This window comes from Aquimarina sp. 433 (genome assembly GCF_054054605.1).
In genome coordinates, this window is the sequence record NZ_JBSWZK010000006.1 from 263721 (window position 1) to 279168 (window position 15448).

Consider the following 15448-nt stretch of genomic DNA (forward strand, 5'->3'; position numbering starts at 1 on the left):
TCATGAAAAAAGTAATCTTACTATGCGCGGTTCTGTATACAGTCTTACTACCTGCGCAAACTAAATATGGAACACCCATAAATGATAAATTACCTGAGAAATTAAGCAGTTTACGCAGAGCTATCTCCGTAAAAAATTTTCCTAAATCAATTGATGCAATAAAAATTGATGATCGATATTACTGGAAACATAATACCGCTATTCTATGTAAAGAAAGTGAAATAACAATTATTGAATACGGTGCATATCTATTCTATAATGATACTTGGAATTTAAGAAAATCATATCCACTCAAAGAACTAAACAAAAATTTCAAAACCAAAAAACAGGTAATGAAACAATCTCAACCTTATACCTGGGCAAACAATTGGCGAACAGATGATACGCTGTTTGGTGGATGGGCCATGTGGTATTTCATTGGTATAACCGAAGATGGAGAAACTGTATGTGGTTATGAGAAGATTGAAACAACAGATAAACTTTTAAACTAAATCAATTATGCGAACATTTAAAAATATAGTAATCATAAGTCTAATCATAATTGGATTACAAAAGATACAAGCGCAGAATTACACTTTAGATGTAAAAAGTTCTGAACTATCATGGACTGGAAAAGCCGCCTTTAATTCTTATTCTCTTACTGGAACTATTACACCTAAAAGTGGAACGGTAACAGCCTTGGACAAGACAATTTCTTCCTTACAATTAATCATTAATATGAAAAGTATTGATCACGAAAATAATGACCTAAAAAATCACCTTAAAAACGAAGACTTCTTTGAAGTAAAGAAATATCCAACAGCTACCTTCATCGTTAATAACTCAGTTACATTAGAGAACACAGAAACTGTTTTAACAGGAAGCCTTACGATAAAGGGCAAAACAAATACAGAAAATATTCCTGTTACTATTGAAAGCAAAGGTACTGATATCTTGATTACATTTAAATATTTGATAGATAGAACTAAATATGGAGTGAATCATAATTCTCCCAGTATTTTTAAAAGAATGAAAGAAAATGCGATCGCCGATGAATTTATTTTAGAGGGGAAATTATTATTTAAATCTAAATAAGTTCTGACCGAAAATCGTTATTTTTATAAAACAACAGTATTTTACCCAACGATTTTTTAAGATTTTTGTTTGTTATGAAAGTAGTTCCACAAGCATTCTACCAGCATCCAAAGATTGAAAAAGTCTTAGTAGATGGATTATCCTGTGTCATTCTTAAAAGCGTACAGCATGCAGATCTTCAGAATGAGCGTTATTTAGCATCGCATGCATTAACATTAGTGTTAAACGGTGGATTACGAATTGAAACCAAAGAAGGAGATCTTTCGATTGTAAATAAGAATCAAATGATACTTCTCCCAAGAGGGCTATATATGATATCCGATATCGTTCCAAAAAATGAATCTTTTGAGGCTATTGTATTCTTTTTTGATGAAGAAATCACGGATGAGTTCTTACGAAACTTCGAAGTCTCAGATATTACAAATTCTAACAATAGCATTATTTTAGCATATGATCAAAATATTAGATTATTCACGGACACGCTCATTACCTTATATAGAAATAAAAATCAACATCAATTTACCAAACCGAAATTACTCGAATTATTGCATTTGATTAGCCTTTCTGATGCAGGTGAAGCTTTTGTAAATAGATTACAACATCACAAGAGAAGAGCTAAAAAAGACATTAAAGCTTTTATGGGTGATAATTATGATAAACCTTTGGATATAGAAGATTACGCATATCTAACAGGTAGAAGTATTTCGACTTTCCGTAGAGATTTTAAATCCAAATTTGGAGTTTCCCCTAAGAAATGGCTAGTTCAGAGACGAATGGAAAAGGCAGCGCTCTTATTAAAAGATACTCCTAGTTCGGTAACAGCTATTGCACAACAAGTTGGTTATGAAAACACATCACACTTCATAAAAATATTTCAAAATAAGTTTAGCCTTTCGCCTAAACAATTTCAAATCAAATATCGAAAAGATATCCTTTTATAAAGTTTTGACCGAAAAACACTATTTTTTGTTTTTTTGAAAAGTTAGCACATTTATTTTCCTAGACATTTGTACAAAATAAATATATACAGATGAAAAAAATAGGATTTATAGGACTTGGTATTATGGGTAGTAGAATGGCGGCCAATCTCCAAAAAAAAGGGTATGATCTGGTTGTATATAACCGGACCAAAGAAAAAGCAAAACATCTATTGCAAAACGGTGCAACTTGGGCCACTTCACCCAAAGAAGTTGCTAAAGAAACTGATGTGATTATTACAATGCTTTCTACTCCTGAAGTAGTAAGAGAAGTAGCTATAGGAAATCAAGGTTTTCTCTCTTCACTTAAGGACAACAGTATTTGGTTGAATTGCAGCACGGTAAACCCTTCCTTCACTAAGGAAATGGATATCATATCAAAAGAATTCAGAGTTGGCTATTTGGATGCTCCTGTAGCAGGAACAAAAGCACCTGCAGAAAATGGAGAATTGCTTTTTTTAGTTGGAGGAGATACTGCTTCGGTAAATGAAGTATCACCATTATTAACCATCATGGGCAAAAAGACATTGCACCTAGGAAAAGTTGGAAAAGGTGCAGCCATGAAAATGTTAATCAATCAATTATTAGGGCAATCGATAGTTGCTTTTGCAGAAGCAATGGTGATGGGAGAGGCATTGGAATTAGAAAAAGAAACACTCTTTAATGTGCTTCTAAACACTCCAGTAGTAGCTCCTTTTATTTCGAATCTGCGTCAAAAACTCGAAAATTCGGATTATGAAGCTAATTTCCCTTTAAAATGGATACAAAAAGATCTTCACCTATCTAGTATATCAGCGTATGAAAACAATGTAGCTGCACCTAATCTAAATAGTACAAAAGAAATTTTTGCACAAGCAAAACAACAAGGATATGGAAACTTGGATTTTAGTGCAGTATATGAATTTTTAAACTCTAAAAAATAAAAAAATGAAATTATTACGAATCGATGCTAGTTCTAGAATTGAGAATTCAGATAGCAGAAAAATGGCAGATTTATTTCAAAAACAATGGCAACAAAAAAACCCAAATAGCACTTTAGTTGCAAGAGATATTATCAATACTCCAATACCTCATATCCAACAAAAAACCATTGAAGGGTTTTACACTCCAACTGATCAACTTAGTGATGATTTAAGTAAAGCTATTAGATTATCTAACACCCTAATTGCTGAATTAAAAGAAGCAGACATCTTGTTGATCAGTACACCAATGTATAATTTTAGCATTCCTTCTGCTCTAAAAGCCTGGATTGATCATATCGTTAGAATCAATAGTACTTTTGGAGTCAATGAAGAAGGTGGTTTTTATGGAAAAATTGAAGGGCTGAAAGCCTATATCATCACCTCTGCTGGAGCTGTGTATGATTCTCAGGAAATGAAAGCCTTAGATTTTCTTCAGCCATATTTACAAACTGTTTTAGGACTTATTGGAATTACCGATATAACCTTTCTACCGTTAGAAGGAACTACTATGAATGAAGAAATTTTTGTAAAAACAAAGGAAAGTGCTGAAGAGATAATAAACCATTTATAAAAAGCAACAAATTCCCCATTTTTTCGTTCTCAATTTTATAGACATAAACCTCAAGTGTCTCTAAATGTTTGGGGAAATATTATTCTTAAAAACCTTAATTATGTTAAAAAGCATTTTAAATTTAAAAGACACTCAGACCCTTAGTAAAGAAGCGCAAAGATCTGTAAATGGTGGAGCTGTAAGAGCAACTTGCCCTACATATTCACCTCAAGAATGTCAGGCTTGTGGTGGATATCCACTGCCTAATGGTTGTTGTTTAGGAACTAGAGAAACGCATATGTGTCTAACAGGTATATTTGAATAATAAACAAACAAGGATCTAGTTTTAATTACTAGATCCTTGTTCTTTTAAAATAACTATTATTTATAAAACCTTATGTAAAAATGCTCTCATTTTCTTAATAATAGATTCGCTCTCTTCTTCTAAAGCAAAGTGTCCAGTATTATAAATATTATAATCAATATTCTTTACATCTCTTTTATAAGCTTTAGCTCCGCTCTCGGGAAAAAAAGCGTCGTTCTTACCCCAAACAATTAATAATGGTGGTTGATTATCTCTAAGATATTTTTGCCATTTTGGATATAACTTAATATTATTTTGATAATCATAAAACAGATCTAAATTTACCTTGTGAGCATTCGGTCTAGACAATCGTAAGTAATCCAAATGCCAAGTATCGGGGTTTACATTCTCTGGGTTTCTGGTTCCATGAGTATATTGCCATTCCAATCCTTCTAATGAAAATACTGGTAATAAAGCCTCTTCAGTTGCTGAATTCCGATTAGCCCAAAATACTCTAAGATCTTTCCAAGCAGGTCCTAATCCTTCTTGATATGCATTCCCATTCTGATTGATAATTGCCGTTACTCTTTCTGGATGTTTGGTAGCTATTCTAAATCCAACAGGAGCCCCATAATCCTGAATCATTAATGCATACGAAGTTAGTTCCAACTTTTCTAAAAAAGTATTAATCGTATTTGCAAGATTATCAAATGTATATTCATAATCAGTTTCACTAGGGAAGTCGCTATTACCAAAACCTGGATAATCAGGTGCTATCAAATAGAATTCATCAGATAATTGATTTAATACCTTTCGATACTGGTGTGAAGAAGCAGGAAAACCATGTAATAATACCACTGCTGGATTTTTTGGATTACCCGCTTCGCGATAGGCTAGTTGTACTCCATCTACATTGATTTTTTTATATTTCACACTATACGCTTCAGTAACTACATTATCATTACTAATAAAGCTTAGGTCAGACCCCAACATGCTACTTGTAATAGTTAATATTAGGATTAAAACCAGATGTTTTGTTGTTTGAATTTTCATTTTGTGTATGTATTTAAATTAGATTATAATTTTCTGTCAGATGCTGATATTTCTAGATCATTGATACTTGCGTATCTCTTTTTCATAAGACCATTTTCATCAAATTCCCAATTCTCATTACCATAAGCTCGAAACCATTGTTCCTTATCATTTTTATATTCATATTCAAATCGAACTGCAATCCTATTTTCCGTAAAAGCCCACAGCTCTTTTTTCAATTTATATTCCTGTTCATTCTTCCATTTATCGATTAAAAAATCTTGTACTTCTTCTCTTCCATTAATAAATTGATTCCGATTTCTCCACTCGGTATCTTCGCTATATGCTTTAGACACTTTAATTGGGTCTTTTGAGTTCCAGGCATCTTCTGCCATTTGTACTTTCTGTTTTGCTGTCTCCTCTGTAAACGGAGGTAACGGATACTTTTTTTCCATGATGATTTTATTTATTACCGAACGTTCGGTATAATTACTATTTAAAAAAATATGTTAGCCTATATAGTATTTTCTTATTTCTTCTAAAGTTTCTAAAAACAACGAATTATCAGACATTGCATTAGATACCACCAAACTTCCTTGTATACCAATAAGACTTTTTCTAGCGATCTTAGAAGATACCTCCTTATCTAAGCCAAACTCAAATCCGAAATCAGAAAAATGTTGAATCCAGGATTCCATTTCGGATTTTATTTTTTCTCCAAAAATCTCCATTCCGGATTCCATAGATAGTGATCTTAATACACAAGTTTCTTTTCCTTGATCGTATAACTCACTAATTTTTTGCAATACTAATTCTAATCTTTCTTTTGGTTCTTTAGTTGTATCCAAAAGTACTTTATAAAGATTTGTTTGTAGCCAATCCGAAGAATAAGACAACACAGCCAAACCTATTTGTTTTTTACCTTCGGGAAATCGATGATACAAACTCGCTTTCTTAAGACCAGCTCCTTCCGCTAATTCATTTAAACTAGCACCTTCATACCCTTTAGTCCTAAATACTTGATTCAGGCCTTCTATTAACTGTTGATCATCTACTTTTACTGGTCTCATAATAGTACAAAAGTAAATCTTTTTAGTTTTTTACCAAACGTTCGGTTTTTAATTAACTTACATTTAACATCAAGTATATTATTCTTCTAAAAATATTGACCTATTCCGAATACAAAACCGTTAGTAGCATCTTCCGTAACTCCATATCCATAATCGATTCTAAAAATCGCATTAAAAATTCGCTTATGCATAAAACGTAACCCTACACCTGGATAGACTCTAAAGTTTTGAGTATCTCCAAAATCTCCAAAATCTCCTCCAGGATTTCGCCAACTTCCACCATCGACAAAAACATTACTTTGTAATACAAACCAGTCTTTATCCATCAACGTATGTCTATACTCTGTATTGAGAACTATGACTCCAGTACCTCTATCAATGGTATTACCAACTCCTCTAATATTCAAATTGTTATCCACCGCAAATGGCGCAAAAGGAGATTCATCATTACTAGCCAATCCTACACGTAATCTCGATGCCCAGTTTCCTTTTTTACCAATTCTGTGATAATACATAAAATCGTTCCATCCTATTAAAAAGTCAGGGAGCACCTCTTCTGTACTGATTACATATTGAAAATTCGCAACGCTTCTAAATCCAGAAACATATTGGAAATAAAAATCTAAGTTATTGTATTCGTAAATTCCTTTGAAAAGTAATTTATTTACGTCAAAATCTAAGGGAACATCTGGTGCTGTTGCTCCGGTTCTATATGTATAATCTTCATTAAAATAGTTAACACCTAATTCAATCCTATTTTGAAAATTAAACTGGTATAATCCTAACAGTTCATAGGAAGTGTTGTTATATTTATAATCTGCCGTACCGTTATCCAAAAAAACAGGTTCTTGCGTAGTAAGACTCTGATAATTAAATGCTAAACCAAACTTTTTACTAAATAAAAAAGGGGCTCTTATATTCACCCCAAACGAACTATAAATATCATCTTGATAGAAACCTCCCAAAGCCACATTTTGCCCAAACAAATTAAATTCATACAATCCCACTCTAAAGGCAAATTCATCGTTGTTAGTGGTATATACATTAGCGCTAGGAATGATCGTAAAATTTTCTTCTACTCCATACACCACCTTATAACCGTTTTCCTTTTTATGTACCTGATAATAGGCATGCGCAATGCTTGGCAATCGTTTTAATCGTTTGATATCTTCTTCTATTTGAACAGAATCCAGCACATCACCTTCTCGAATAGAGTTCAATTTTACAATGGCTCTTGTTTTTGTTTTTTTATTTCCCTGAATAACGATTTCGGAAATTACATTTTCCTGAGCGTAGCCTAAACAACAAAAACAAAAGGTTATGAAGACAAGGGTAAGTCTTATTCGCATTTAGTTGTAAATATTTGAAGCAATTTCCTAACAAAGGTACGTCTTATTACACTGCAAATCAAAAATATTGGCCAATTCCAAAGGTAATTCCGTTGGTTGCATCATTTCCAATTCCGTAACCGTAATCTAATCTAAAAACTGCATTAAAAATTCGTTTATGTATGAGTCGTATTCCTGCTCCCGGATAAAACCGTAAGGTACTACCATCTACCAGTTCTACTAAATCTCCTCCAGGGTTTCTCCATGTTCCGGTATCTATAAAAACATTACTTTGCACTACAAACCATCCTTTTTCGTATAAGGTATGTCTATATTCTGTATTTAATACAATTGCAGCAGTACCTCTATCAATCGTATTTCCAGCCCCTCGTATGTTTAATTGATTATCTACTGCAAAAGGAGCAAAAGGGGTATCATCATTCGACGCATATGCCAATCTTAGACGATTCGCCCAGTTTCCGCGTTTTCCGATTCTTCTAAAATATTCAAAATCATTTCTTCCAATAAAAAAATCATCCAACAAGCCTTCTCCACCAGTTACAAAACGGAAATCCAATAGACTTCTAAAACCAGAAACATACTGATAATCGATATCAATATCGTTATATTCATATTCTCCTCTATACACAATTTTATTAGCAGAAAGACGGGTTGGAATTTCGGAAGGCAAATCTCCTTCTATAAAATCATATTCTTCTTTAGAAATATTAACACCAACCTCAGCTCGGTTATGAAAATCAAACTCATACAAAAAGTTCAATTCAAACGCTCTTGTATCAAACTTGTAATTGATGGTATTATTATTTTCTAGAAAAATGGGTTCTTGCGAAACAAGATTTTTATAATTAATACCTATCCCAAATTTATTGGTGAAAAGGTATGGTGCTTCCCAATAACCTCCATAGGAATCAAAAACATCTCGCTGATAGAAACCTCCAAAAATTTGATTTCTTCCAAATAGGTTGAATTCGAAAAGTGAAACTCTATACGCAAATTCTCCATTATTATCCGTCGCAATACTTAAACCAGGAATAATGGTAAAATTCTCTTCGATAGCATATGTGATTTGATATCCGGAATCTTGATTTTTCTGCACTACAACTTCGGCATTTGCTACACCAGGAAGTCTTTTCAATCTCTCAATATCTGTTGCTACTCTTAAAGAATCGTAGGTAGATCCTGGTTTTACCTTTACCAATTTTCTAATAAAGGATTTCTTGGTTCTTTTTAAACCGGTAATTTGTAATTCTGAGACAACAGTTTCTTGAGAAAAACTTCCACAATACGCAAAGAAAATCAGTGCTATTAAGATGTTCTTCATAACATTTTTTATCATCGTAGACGCAAAATATGTTATGATCTTACAGGAAAATCTAAAATAAATTAAGGTTGAAATTCTTTTTGTATCAAAAGGTTTACCCAATTGTCTTCACTAACCCCCATTAGTGTGAAATTATAAGAGCTCATAGCTTCTAACGGTGGTGGTGTTCCCATGGTGATATTAAGCACTACATTTTCAGTTTTATAATACTGAAATTGTTTCTCGAAAGTATAAGTTCCCGAAAGTAGTTCGTTATCACTATCGGAAACTACCTGAAAGTAGATAGCATTATCATCAAACACCTCATCTTGCCAAGAAAATACTGGCATATTGTCTGTTGCTAAATCGATATTTACCTGACTTGTAAATTCAGTTGGTTTCGTCTTATGCTTTAATCGAATTGGATTAGATAAGTGTAGTTTTTCTTCTTCAAAAAAAGTAATAATTACCCATTTCTCTTCATCTGTATTTCTAGTAAACTTTCGAAGATAGCCATTAAAAAAATCCGTCGATTCTATCAGGATTCTTTGGTAATTACTGTAATCGTTTTTATCTACATCGATATTAGAGGTTTCATAATATCTAATATCAGTTGCTTCGGGTCTCGGATAAACGTAAGCAATGATACTATTTTCATCAGATTCAGATCCAGAAGCACATGCAATAACATTATCTACTTCTATATCATTAGAACTTACTAATGTCGCTAAAGTAGCATTCAATGCTATCGTATTTTCATCACTGTTGCAAGCATATAAAATGCAACATAGAAGACATACGATATAATTGTTTTTACTCATCTTTATACAACTCCTGAATTAGCTTTTCTGATGGTTTGTTTTGTACGGTAAACCTATTATTCTCTTCACCTCCTACCTTTTCATGATTATGATACCATTTCCACAAAAAACCACCAGCAAACCAAGGTTCTTTCCAAAACTCTTCATACAATGCTGTTAATGCATTATTCTGACCTTGCAGATCTATATTTCCTTGTACTCTGTTTGAATCCCAAGGTTCTTTTCCTGTAAAATGTACACTTCGGTATCCATATTCTGTAAACAGTACAGGCTTTTTCACCTCAACTTGTACATTTTCTATCTTCCTTTTATGCACTTGCCAACCTTTTCTTAATTCTTCTACAGTTGGTGTTTTACTTTCTGAAACTGGAAAATACGCATCAATCCCTATATAATCCAACTGATCCCAAAAAGGTACTTTAGCAAACTGATCCCAATTCTCTGCATAGGTCAGCTTCCCTTTGTAGACTTCTTTGATTTTTTGAATCAATTGATTCCAATATTTTGGTCTTTTTTGCACAAAACTGTGTAATTCGGTACCTATACATAACACAGGAACTTTAAGTTCCTCTGCTAATTGAGCATACAACATAATAAATGCTTCATATGAGTTCTGCAAGGTTTTCCAGTCTTCTTCGGAATCCATAGAAATATTACCTGTAAACTCTCCTCTCCATACCCAAATCTGTGGTTTTAGCATTACTTTGATTCCTCGCTGATTTAGTAATTCAATCGTACGCTTTGCTCCATCCGCTCTTTCTCCCCACCATTGTCTTTCTATATTAAAAACTACTGTTGGTTCTTTCAGGTTTTTCACAAACCCAAAGGGCATTACTGCAGCCCAATTTGCATTTACACTAACTACAGGTTCTATATGTGTTTCATCAATCTGATTTGGTGAGGCTACAAAACTTATCCCGTTCATTTTTGGTTCCTGTCCAGAACAGCTACAAAAAAAAGCGAAAATCAGCGGCATAAAAAGATGTCTCATATCAATTTTTTATACCGCTGAAAATACAATATTATCTTAGAAAACCGCTCTTAACCCAATGTTAAAAGTTTCTCCTAAACCTGTTCTATCTCCTCTAACAAAATTAGTATATAAGGCTTCTATATTCAGTTCTTTTGTCAATTGATACTTAGCACCTCCGCCTAGTGCAGTGAAATTCTGATCAAAATCATTCCCTAAATCAATCAATTCTGAATGCTGTGCTAATGCTAATACTGTAAATTTAGAACTTGGAAAATAACTAAAAAATACTCCAGGCGTTAAACGTAAACTATCATTAGCAAAACTATCTTCTTCATCTCCAAAATTTAACTCAGAATTCAATTCTCCAAAAATCTGAAATTTGTTTCCAGGAAATGTATAGTCGTAAAAGAAACGGTTTTGCCAAATAAATCCATTTTGATCAAGGAAAACACCATCTTCAGTTTCATTATCCACTAGCGGAATAAAAAATGAACTTTGAATAGAAAAGTTATTTACATTCTTAAGAGGTACAAATTTTACCGATGGTGCAATAGATGTTAATCCTGATCTTGCAGAACCTCTTTCTCCATCAAATTTAAAGACATCCAAAGCATCTCTTCCTCCAACAGCATTTGATCTAAATTCTAAAATAGCACCAATATTCCATCTTTTATTATTTCCAATTCCTGTGTAAGCTTCTAAAGTACTTGTAAAGAAAGTATTTCTAGGAATGTCTCTTTCTTCTCCGTTAGGTCCGAAAAGATCTTTAGTTTCCGTATATAGGTTATTAAACCACTTAATATCATACTGACCTTTCCCGATTAATTTAGAGGGTGTTAATGTTTGAATTACCGAACCCTGATCATCATCATCCTGTGCAAAAGCAAAAGAAACGGTTAATAAGAGGCAGAAAGCGGTTATAATGTTTTTAGTAAATTTCATGATTACAATAGGTTATTAAAAATTAGTTTAGGTTATTATTTGATGTTAACCTTATATTATGATTTGTTATTTAATGATATTTAGAGACCAGTTATATGGATAGTAAGAGATTCTCGCATTTGAAGGGATCTTTTCTTTTCTAAACTGATTTACGTAATCAATTTCGGATCCGTTCTGAGTAAAATCACCTTTATACCACTCGAAAATTTGAGAAAGCTGTACTTTCTTACCTTTTACTTTTATAAAGTTTGGATTGTTTAATGCTATCGTGGTCTGGCGTTGTAATTGTTTATCTAATAAAGCTGGTGTATACGCTTCTGATATTATTGGAGGACATCCTAACCCTGCACAAACTAATGCAAAATGGAAACGTGGTTCTTTTGGGAAATTTTTACGTAGTATCTTATTCTCCAAATCATTTAGTGTAGTTTCCTTACCTGCTAACGTATATTTAGTTTTATCAAAAAATCCTTTAATCTTTAGTGGAGATTTTGTTGGAAAATTATTTACTATTCCTTTAATAACAGATAAATTATACCCATTAATGTAAAATGCCTGAAAGGTTTTTGGATCACTTTTAGAAACACTTATAGTCGCTGCCATATCTAATAGCGCATTAAGAGTTTCTGGGTTACTTTTTATTGTTTTATAATCTACTCTACCATCTGTAACATGCTTTTTAAAAAAGGCATCAGATTTAGTAAAGAATTCCTTTGTACTTTGAGAAAAACTATTTGTTATAGTTAATAATGTTAGTATATAAAGTATTTTTTTCATGACTGATTTTTTTACTTCTTACATATGAAGTTGTGTTTACATTTAAGTTTATAATTTACCTTGGTAACGGGCATTGAGTCGAAGCCTTTCTGAGCTACTTACAAATTATTTTCAAAAAACCATTCGGAAAGTGCACTTGTGTTTTATGAAGTAAATGCCGTTCGAATTCAAAAAGAAAACTTACAAAACCTCAGCTTTTTAGATTAATTCTAAATTATTGAAGCTGTTTAAGTTCTTATATTTATATACGACTTACGCACAGAAGCTTCATTTTAAGAACTAGAATTAAAATCAACTAACATAAAACTCTATGGAACATATTGCAATAATCGGCAACGGAATTTCTGGTGTGACAGCTGCAAGACACATCCGGAAAATGTCTGATAAAAAGATTACCCTGATCTCTGGTGAGACGGATTATTTTTTCTCCCGTACAGCTCTTATGTATATATACATGGGACATATGAAATTTGAACATACACAACCCTATGAAAACTGGTTTTGGGAGAAAAATAGAATAGAACTAAAGAAAGGATTTGTTTCTAAAGTAGATCATGAAAATAGTCAATTAATCTTCGAAAACGGAGAGAATCTGCAATATGATAAGCTCATCATAGCTACGGGATCCAAACCAAATAAATTTGGATGGCCTGGTCAAGATCTGGATGGAGTAATGGGAATGTATCATAAACAAGACTTAGAAAATCTGGAAAAATATGCTCCTAATAAAACAGTTTGTAAAAGAGCCGTCATTGTTGGTGGTGGACTTATTGGAATTGAATTAGCCGAAATGCTAAATTCCAGAGGTATTCCAGTAACGTTCTTAGTTAGAGAAGATAGCTTTTGGAATGGTGTGCTTCCCGCAGGAGAGAGTGGAATGATTAATAGACATATCAAGAATCATCATATTGATCTTCGTTTAGGTGTAAATCTGAAAGAAATAAAGGCTGATGATCATGGAAAAGTAAAATCTATTGTAATACAAGAAACTGGTGAGGAAATTGAGTGCAATGTTGTTGGTTTAACGGCTGGAGTATCTCCAAACGTAGATTTTTTGAAAGATTCTGGTATAGAACTAGGAAGAGGTGTAAAAGTGAATCGTTTTTTGGAAACTAGCATTCCAAACATATACGCTATAGGTGATTGTGCAGAACAGCATGAAGCTATTGGAAATAGAAGGCCTATCGAAGCTGTATGGTATACCGGTAGAATGATGGGTGAAACCGTGGCGCAAACCATATGTGGAAACAAGTTAGAATACAAACCAGGACATTGGTTTAATAGCGCAAAATTTTTAGATATCGAATACCAAACTTATGGATGGGTATTTGGTAGACCCAAAGAATATGAAGCACAATTTCATTGGATACATGAAAGTGATACCAAATGTGTAACTGTGTCTTATCATAAAGAAACGAGAGAGTTTTTAGGAATTAACACTTTTGGAATTCGCATGCGCCATGAAGTATTCGATCGATGGCTAACAGAAAAACGAGATGTAGATTACGTAATAGAGCATCTTCCTGTGGCGAATTTTGACCCTGAATTTTACAAACATTTCGAAAAAGATATTTTAAACGCTTTTCAGAAGCAACAAACCGTAAACGCATAAATCATGGCAGTAGAAAGAAATATGGCTTTAACAGGACAACCGCCTAAAAGTCTAAATACAATACAAAAGATCGGTGTTCTTATCGGAATGTCTGGACTTTTAATCCTATTATTAGCAACTTTTAATGTTAATCTACCGAATCAAGCATTATGGTTAACGGTATCGTTAGTGGCACTAACCACTGGTATTATTGTTTTTTCAAAAGGAGCTTACGATAAAAAATTGGAAGGAATAAAGAATGATGGAGTATGGTTTAAATCCATGTCTTCTCGTGGAGTTCTGGCTTGGATTGCAGGAGTATTCTTAACAGGTTTTTATATCGTTTTATATTTTTATGCAGAGCTTTTAGGTCTTGGGCAAGGTGCCGATGGAGCTAATACGGGATTGATTGGATTATTTGATCCCTTAAGTTATGCCTTAAAGAATGAAAAAGCGAGCGAATGGTTTGTATATGGAACTTTATATACCGTTGCAATCATTGCGTTTGGGGTCAAATTTATGATGAAATACAAACATAATCGCTACGAGCAATTACGTACAGTTAGTGTAATGTTTTTTCAAACTGCATTTGCATTTGTGATCCCAGAATTAATGGCACGTTTAAATTCAGATGATTTTTCTTTGCCTTATAATGATATAAAATTAATGTGGCCATTAAATTATTATGCCTTTGATCAATGGAGAGTGGATCAGTTTATTAACGCACAAACGATTGGACTGTTCTTTTTAATACTTGCTGTACTAATGGTTTTTGTAATCTCTCCTTGGCTTACTTATAAATACGGAAAAAGATGGTATTGTTCTTGGGTATGTGGTTGTGGTGGATTAGCAGAAACTGCAGGTGATGCCTTCCGTCAGTTATCTGACAAAAGTGTTAAAGCATGGAAAATTGAACGCTGGTTGATTAATGCAGTACTTGTATTTGCTGTAATTTTTACAACAGCTGTAATCTCTACCTATCTTGGATATGATAGTACTAAATATTGGTTTACGAAAAATAGTTTTCTTATATCCTCTGGAGCGTTCTTAGTTATTGTATTTGCGGCAGTTGTGTATTGGAAACGTGACCAATTAAAAAAAGATGCTTTTATAGGAGCTACAGTATCTTTAGTTATCACCTTAGGGTTCTTTGTGTTATTAGCTTTTGTAGATATTAATAACATAAAAATTAACGCAAGTTATTTGTCTTTTGGGTTAAACACAAAAGAATATGGACTTGCTGATGGCTTACGTAGTTTCTATGGCTTTGGTATTGGATCTATTTTCTCTGGTGTTATTGGAACTGGATTTTATCCAATACTCGGTAATAGAATATGGTGTCGCATGGGATGTCCTATGGCAGGAATTCTGGGAATTCAACAACGTCTTTTCTCTAAATTCAGAATCACAACCAATGGTGGTCAATGTATTTCTTGCGGAAACTGTTCTACCTATTGTGAACAAGGAATAGATGTTCGTGCGTATGCCCAGAAAGGTGAAAACATTGTACGATCTAGCTGCGTCGGATGTGGAATTTGTTCTGCAGTATGTCCGAGAGGAGTTTTGAAATTAGAAAATGACAGCTTAGAAGGAAGAATTAACTCTAACGATGTTTTATTAGGAAATGATGTTGATCTCATGAATTACGTAAATAATAAATAGTAATTATTACTAGTAGTCATAAAAAAACAGCCTAAAAGATAGGCTGTTTTTTCGTTATAGTATT

General features: G+C 33.1%; 17 protein-coding genes. 8 read left to right on the forward strand and 9 right to left on the reverse strand.

Translation table 11 applies throughout. The features are described from left to right. Positions 1–2: 2 nt before the first annotated feature. The 6 genes from ACWNT5_RS14315 to ACWNT5_RS14340 all read left to right on the forward strand — a co-directional run bounded on the left by ACWNT5_RS14315 (position 3) and on the right by ACWNT5_RS14340 (position 3888). A complete protein-coding gene (locus tag ACWNT5_RS14315; RefSeq protein WP_456517718.1) occupies positions 3–491 on the forward strand; it encodes a hypothetical protein in 489 nt (162 codons plus the stop codon). A 7-nt stretch (positions 492–498) separates the two neighbouring features. Then, the gene (locus ACWNT5_RS14320) at positions 499–1074 is read left to right on the forward strand and encodes a YceI family protein (protein ID WP_456517719.1); all 576 of its coding nucleotides are present in this window, start codon (positions 499–501) and stop codon (positions 1072–1074) included. Between the two features lie 74 nt (positions 1075–1148). Beyond that, on the forward strand, positions 1149–2015 hold the full coding sequence (locus ACWNT5_RS14325) for a helix-turn-helix transcriptional regulator (protein ID WP_299898204.1): 867 nt from the start codon (positions 1149–1151) through the stop codon (positions 2013–2015). A gap of 89 nt (positions 2016–2104) precedes the next feature. Further along, positions 2105–2974 carry an NAD(P)-dependent oxidoreductase gene (locus ACWNT5_RS14330; RefSeq protein ID WP_456517720.1) on the forward strand — a complete coding sequence of 290 codons (870 nt, stop codon included), beginning with the start codon at positions 2105–2107 and terminating at the stop codon, positions 2972–2974. A 4-nt stretch (positions 2975–2978) separates the two neighbouring features. Continuing rightward, positions 2979–3584 carry an FMN-dependent NADH-azoreductase gene (locus ACWNT5_RS14335; protein WP_456517721.1) on the forward strand — a complete coding sequence of 202 codons (606 nt, stop codon included), beginning with the start codon at positions 2979–2981 and terminating at the stop codon, positions 3582–3584. 100 nt (positions 3585–3684) lie between these two features. Continuing rightward, positions 3685–3888, forward strand: coding sequence for a hypothetical protein (locus tag ACWNT5_RS14340; protein WP_299605641.1), 204 nt, complete (start codon positions 3685–3687; stop codon positions 3886–3888). 60 nt (positions 3889–3948) lie between these two features. On the opposite strand, the gene ACWNT5_RS14345 is transcribed toward ACWNT5_RS14340, so the two are convergent. The 9 genes from ACWNT5_RS14345 to ACWNT5_RS14385 all read right to left on the reverse strand — a co-directional run bounded on the left by ACWNT5_RS14345 (position 3949) and on the right by ACWNT5_RS14385 (position 12131). Beyond that, positions 3949–4920 (reverse strand): alpha/beta fold hydrolase, encoded by a 972-nt coding sequence (locus ACWNT5_RS14345; RefSeq protein WP_456517722.1) that lies wholly within the window; start codon positions 4918–4920, stop codon positions 3949–3951. A gap of 23 nt (positions 4921–4943) precedes the next feature. Next, a complete protein-coding gene (locus ACWNT5_RS14350; RefSeq protein WP_456517723.1) occupies positions 4944–5354 on the reverse strand; it encodes a DUF1348 family protein in 411 nt (136 codons plus the stop codon). A 54-nt stretch (positions 5355–5408) separates the two neighbouring features. After that, positions 5409–5969 (reverse strand): TetR/AcrR family transcriptional regulator, encoded by a 561-nt coding sequence (locus tag ACWNT5_RS14355; RefSeq protein ID WP_456517724.1) that lies wholly within the window; start codon positions 5967–5969, stop codon positions 5409–5411. A gap of 86 nt (positions 5970–6055) precedes the next feature. Further along, on the reverse strand, positions 6056–7318 hold the full coding sequence (locus tag ACWNT5_RS14360) for a POTRA domain-containing protein (RefSeq protein WP_456517725.1): 1263 nt from the start codon (positions 7316–7318) through the stop codon (positions 6056–6058). A 58-nt stretch (positions 7319–7376) separates the two neighbouring features. After that, positions 7377–8639: a POTRA domain-containing protein gene (locus tag ACWNT5_RS14365; RefSeq protein ID WP_456517726.1), complete on the reverse strand. Its 1263-nt coding sequence runs from the start codon at positions 8637–8639 to the stop codon at positions 7377–7379. A gap of 62 nt (positions 8640–8701) precedes the next feature. Continuing rightward, a complete protein-coding gene (locus ACWNT5_RS14370; protein ID WP_456517727.1) occupies positions 8702–9439 on the reverse strand; it encodes a hypothetical protein in 738 nt (245 codons plus the stop codon). Beyond that, positions 9432–10430, reverse strand: coding sequence for a glycoside hydrolase family 113 (locus ACWNT5_RS14375; RefSeq protein ID WP_456517728.1), 999 nt, complete (start codon positions 10428–10430; stop codon positions 9432–9434). The genes ACWNT5_RS14370 and ACWNT5_RS14375 overlap by 8 nt, the downstream gene beginning before the upstream one ends. 36 nt (positions 10431–10466) lie before the next feature. Further along, positions 10467–11354: a hypothetical protein gene (locus ACWNT5_RS14380; protein ID WP_299605620.1), complete on the reverse strand. Its 888-nt coding sequence runs from the start codon at positions 11352–11354 to the stop codon at positions 10467–10469. Positions 11355–11420: 66 nt separating this feature from the next. Continuing rightward, positions 11421–12131 carry a DUF547 domain-containing protein gene (locus ACWNT5_RS14385; protein WP_456517729.1) on the reverse strand — a complete coding sequence of 237 codons (711 nt, stop codon included), beginning with the start codon at positions 12129–12131 and terminating at the stop codon, positions 11421–11423. A gap of 310 nt (positions 12132–12441) precedes the next feature. Here ACWNT5_RS14385 and ACWNT5_RS14390 point away from each other — a divergent pair, with 310 nt between their 5' ends. Together ACWNT5_RS14390 and ACWNT5_RS14395 are read left to right on the forward strand one after the other, a co-directional pair. Next, positions 12442–13743 (forward strand): NAD(P)/FAD-dependent oxidoreductase, encoded by a 1302-nt coding sequence (locus tag ACWNT5_RS14390; protein WP_299605615.1) that lies wholly within the window; start codon positions 12442–12444, stop codon positions 13741–13743. A gap of 3 nt (positions 13744–13746) precedes the next feature. Further along, complete coding sequence (locus ACWNT5_RS14395) at positions 13747–15384, forward strand: 4Fe-4S binding protein (protein WP_299605613.1); 1638 nt, start codon at positions 13747–13749, stop codon at positions 15382–15384. The last annotated feature ends 64 nt before the right edge of the window (positions 15385–15448 follow it).